General features: G+C 75.6%; 4 protein-coding genes. All 4 read left to right on the top strand.

Annotated elements, in window-relative coordinates; all coding sequences use genetic code 11:
* Positions 1-313: 313 nt before the first annotated feature.
* A complete protein-coding gene (locus ABZ453_RS50565) occupies positions 314-898 on the top strand; it encodes a PDZ domain-containing protein (protein WP_359026760.1) in 585 nt (194 codons plus the stop codon).
* A gap of 76 nt (positions 899-974) precedes the next feature.
* On the top strand, positions 975-1,592 hold the full coding sequence (locus ABZ453_RS50560) for a LysE family translocator (protein WP_359026758.1): 618 nt from the start codon (positions 975-977) through the stop codon (positions 1,590-1,592).
* 117 nt (positions 1,593-1,709) lie between these two features.
* Positions 1,710-2,837: an aminopeptidase P family protein gene (locus ABZ453_RS50555; RefSeq protein ID WP_359026756.1), complete on the top strand. Its 1,128-nt coding sequence runs from the start codon at positions 1,710-1,712 to the stop codon at positions 2,835-2,837.
* A gap of 46 nt (positions 2,838-2,883) precedes the next feature.
* A complete protein-coding gene (locus ABZ453_RS50550) occupies positions 2,884-3,825 on the top strand; it encodes an aminoglycoside phosphotransferase family protein (RefSeq protein ID WP_359026754.1) in 942 nt (313 codons plus the stop codon).
* The last annotated feature ends 283 nt before the right edge of the window (positions 3,826-4,108 follow it).

Below are 4,108 nucleotides of genomic sequence, written 5' to 3'. Positions count from 1 at the left end.
AATGGTCCTCGGCGACCGCACCCCGGACGAGGCTATGCGAGACTGGGGCATAGCACTGCAATCCAGATGATTCGCAACCATCACTGGAAACCGCCAGGGGTGGCCGGGCAGTTCGGCCACGGGGACGTGGCCGTCCGTGGGGTCACTCGCCGGGGTGGCGGCGACGCCGGCGCGGGCGCTGGGCGCACGCGGGTGACCTCGCGCCCGCCCCGGGCGACACGCCTCTTCCCGCCCTTGACCGCGGGTCAGTCTCACTCGTTCGTGGCTCGTCGTGCGCCGGTGCCCCGGGTAGTGCTCCGACCGGAGGCGATCCATGGAACAGACTGCGCTGCGTCCCAAGCCGATGCCCGGCCGGCACCCCGGCGGCGGTGCCCGCCCCGGCACCCCGGCCCGTCGCCCGCATGCCGCGCGACGACGCGCGAGGCGGCTGAGGGCCGTGCTGTTCGGCCTGTTCGTCGGGACGGTCCTGGTGCTGTCCGGCGTCGGCATCGGCACCGTCGGAGCCACGGTCATCGGCATGAGCAAGCTCGCCGACCTGCAACGCCGGGCGCACACCCCGGTGCCGGCCCGCCCCGTCCCCTCGCCGTCCTACGCGTCCGCGAACCCGGCCCCGTCCGCGTCCCCGGCGCCCGCCGCCGCGACCCTCGGCCTGGAGGCCGTGGACGACCGCGGACCGGGCGCCCTGGTCGTCGGCGTCCACGTCCCCGGCCCCGCCTGCGCGGCCGGCCTGGTCCGCGGCGACGTACTCCTCGCGTTCGGCGGCACCCGCGTCGGCACGGCCGCCGACCTCGCCCGCGCCGTCGCCCACGCCCGCCCCGGCACGCGGGTCACACTGACCGTCCGTCACCGCGGCGGCGGCCACCAGCGGCTGACGGCCGTACCCGGGGTCGTCACCTGACCCCCCGGAGCCGGCCCGCGCCGGCGCGGTGAAAACCGCTGGCCCGGCTGCCCGGGCACCGACCACCATGGGGCGCATGCTGAGCACCCTCCTCGCCTTCCTCGGCGCCTGCACCCTCATCGCCGCCTCGCCCGGCCCCAGCACCGTGCTGATCATCAAGCAGTCGCTGCGCAGCAGGCGTTCCGGTCTGCTGACCGTGCTCGGCAACGAGACGGGGGTCTTCGTCTGGGGAGTCGTCGCCGCCTTCGGCCTGACCGCGCTGCTCGCGGCCTCCGAGGTGGCGTACGACGTGATGCGGATCGTCGGCGCGGTCGTCCTGATCGCCTTCGGCGTCCAGGCGCTGCGGCAGGCGCGGCACACCGGGGACGCCGCGGCCGGCTGGGAGGGCGGAGAGAAGAGCGGCTGGGCCGCCTACCGGGGCGGGCTGCTGCTGAACCTCGCCAACCCCAAGGCGGCGATCTTCGCCATGTCCTTCCTGCCGCAGTTCGTGCCCCGGGGAGCCCCGCACCTGCCCGCCATGATCGGTCTTGCCGCGCTGTGGGCGGTCTACGAGATCGGTTACTACAGCCTGTACGTGTGGTTCGTCGGCCGGATGCGGACCGTGCTCTCCCGAGCCGGGGTGCGCCGGCGCCTGGAACAGGTCTCCGGGGGCGTGCTGCTGCTTCTCGGTGCGCGCCTCGCCCTGGAGAGCTGACGTCATGACCGGCCGAGGCGTGCGAGGACCCGCAGACCGGTCGCGCGACCCCCGCTGTCCGGGCAGGATGCTGCCCGTAGTCCCTTGAGGTCCCTCAACCCGCCCAGGGAGGCCCGGATGACCGGCACCGCGCCCGCGCCCTTCACCGCCGACGACTACCGGACCCGCATGGACCGAGCCGCGCGCGCCGCGGCGGACGCCGGTCTCGCCGGGCTCCTCGTGGCCCCGGGCCCGGACCTGGTGTGGCTGACCGGCTACACGCCCCCCGCGGCCACCGAACGGCTCACCCTGCTGGTCCTCGTCCCCGGCCGCGCCCCCGTCCTGGTCGTCCCCACCCTGGAGGCGCCCGACGTGGCGCGGGCGCCCGGCGCGGGCGCGCTGAATCTGCGGGACTGGACCGACGGCAAGGACCCCTACGCCGCCACCGCCGCGCTCCTCGACGTCGGCGGGCGCTTCGGGATCAGTGACAACGCCTGGGCGATGCACCTGCTCGGCCTGCAGCGGGCGCTGCCCGGCACCAGCCATGTCTCCCTCACCGAGGCCCTGCCGATGCTGCGCGCCGTCAAGGACGCGGCGGAACTGGAACTGATGGCGGCCGCGGGCGCGGCCGCCGACGCGACGTTCGAGGAGATCAGGAAGGTTCCCTTCGCGGGCCGCACGGAGTCCGAGGTCGGCGCCGACCTCGCCGGTCTGCTGCGGCGCTTCGGCCACTCCCAGGTCGACTTCACCATCGTCGCCTCCGGCCCGAACGGCGCCAACCCGCACCACGAGGTCGGCGACCGGGTCATCGAGCGCGGCGACATGGTCGTCCTGGACTTCGGCGGCCTCAAGGACGGCTACGGCTCCGACACCTCCCGCACCGTGCACGTGGGCGAGCCCACCGACGAGGAGCGCCGGGTGCACGACCTGGTCCGCGAGGCCCAGGAGGCCGGGGTCCGGGCGGTGAAGCCGGGCGTGGCCTGCCAGGAGGTGGACCGGGCCGCCCGCGCGGTCATCGAGGACGCCGGGTACGGCGAGTACTTCATCCACCGCACCGGGCACGGCATCGGCGTCACCACGCACGAGCCGCCGTACATGATCGAGGGCGAACGGCAGCCGCTCGTGCCCGGCATGTGCTTCTCGGTGGAGCCCGGCGTCTATCTGCCCGGCCGGTTCGGGGTGCGGATCGAGGACATCGTGACGGTCACCGAGGCCGGCGGCCGGCGGCTGAACACCACCGACCGCGAGATGGTCATAGTGGACTGAGCGTCCCAGGAGCCCCCGCACACCCCCGAGTGACAACGGCGCGACCATGACCCAGGCACCGACACCCACCGCGGACACCGTCCGCCGACTGGTCAGTTCCCTGCTCAAGGACGGCGGGGGGACGGCCGGTCCGGAGGTGCGGCCCGTCGCCGAGGGCGGTGGGCACTCCACCTGGTGGGTCGGCGCCCGCCATGTGCTGCGCCTCGCCCCGGACCGTGAGGCCGCCCTGCGCCAGCGCCGGGAACTGCGGCTGCGCGACCTCGTCCGCCCCCACCTCACGCTCGCCGTCCCGACCAGCGTGGCGCACGCCGAGTGGGCGCCCGGGCTGACGTACACGCTCGACACCAAGGTGCCGGGCGGCACGGCGGAGGAGCACGACGTCTCCGCCGTCGGCGAGGCCGACCTCGCGGGTCTGCTCACCGGGCTGCGCGAGGTGCCCGTACGGCAGGCCGAGACGCTCGGTGTCCCGCGTACCGGCCCGCGCTCCCTGGAGGGCCTGCGCCGGGCCGCCGAGAAGGCCGCCCACCTGCTCGCCGGAACCGATGAGTTCGACCCGGTACGGCTGCACCAGCTCACCTCCGCGGCCGCCGTCCAGCTCGCCGCGCAGCCCGGCACCGCGGTCCTCGTCCACCACGGCCTTCGGGGCGAGCACCTCGTCGTCAGCGCCGACGGGCGGGTGCGCGGGGTCCTCGACTGGACCGACGCGGCCGTGGGCGACCCCGCCGAGGACATCGCGGGCCTCGCGGTGGCCGTCGGCTCCCCGGCCGCCGTCCGCGCCGCCACCCTCGCCGGCTACGGCGCCCGCCCCTGTCTGCGTGGCCTGTGGCTGGCCCGCTGCGACACGGTGATCCGCCTCGCCGACCACATCGAGCGGGGTGACACGGCCCCCCTCCCACTGCTCGGCCTCCAGCTCCGCCGCGCCTGGGAGGCGATCCTGCTGGAGCGGGTGACGGAACTCCGGGAGGCAGACGGAGGCGAGGAGCCCTGACACCACCGACTCGCACCCACCCACACACCGCCCGCTTCGGCGCCCGCGCCCAGGATGTGCAGGAGCCCTGGATCGGTGGCCCGCGCGGGGGTCCCGCGGGGACTTCGGTTCGGCGGCTCGTGCGCGGGATGTGCGGGGATTTGGGTTCGGCGCCCGCGCCCGGGATGTGCAGGAGCCCTGGATCGGTGGCCCGCGCGGGGGTCCCGCGGGGACTCGGTTCGGCCAGGCCCCGCCCGCCCCGCCGCCGGGCAGCGGCGTCCCGGCCCTGGCGCCCGCCGGCGGC

Source organism: Streptomyces sp. NPDC005799 (assembly GCF_040630525.1).
In the GTDB taxonomy this organism is placed as follows: domain Bacteria; phylum Actinomycetota; class Actinomycetes; order Streptomycetales; family Streptomycetaceae; genus Streptomyces; species Streptomyces griseorubiginosus_B.
Note: the sequence above shows the minus strand (reverse complement) of the source record. Positions and strands in the feature narration are given on the sequence as shown.

Coding starts and splice junctions, on each gene's coding strand:
- ABZ453_RS50565 (WP_359026760.1), top strand. CDS start 314: ATGGAACAGACTGCGCTGCGTCCCAAGCCGATGCCCGGCCGGCACCCC.
- ABZ453_RS50560 (WP_359026758.1), top strand. CDS start 975: ATGCTGAGCACCCTCCTCGCCTTCCTCGGCGCCTGCACCCTCATCGCC.
- ABZ453_RS50555 (WP_359026756.1), top strand. CDS start 1,710: ATGACCGGCACCGCGCCCGCGCCCTTCACCGCCGACGACTACCGGACC.
- ABZ453_RS50550 (WP_359026754.1), top strand. CDS start 2,884: ATGACCCAGGCACCGACACCCACCGCGGACACCGTCCGCCGACTGGTC.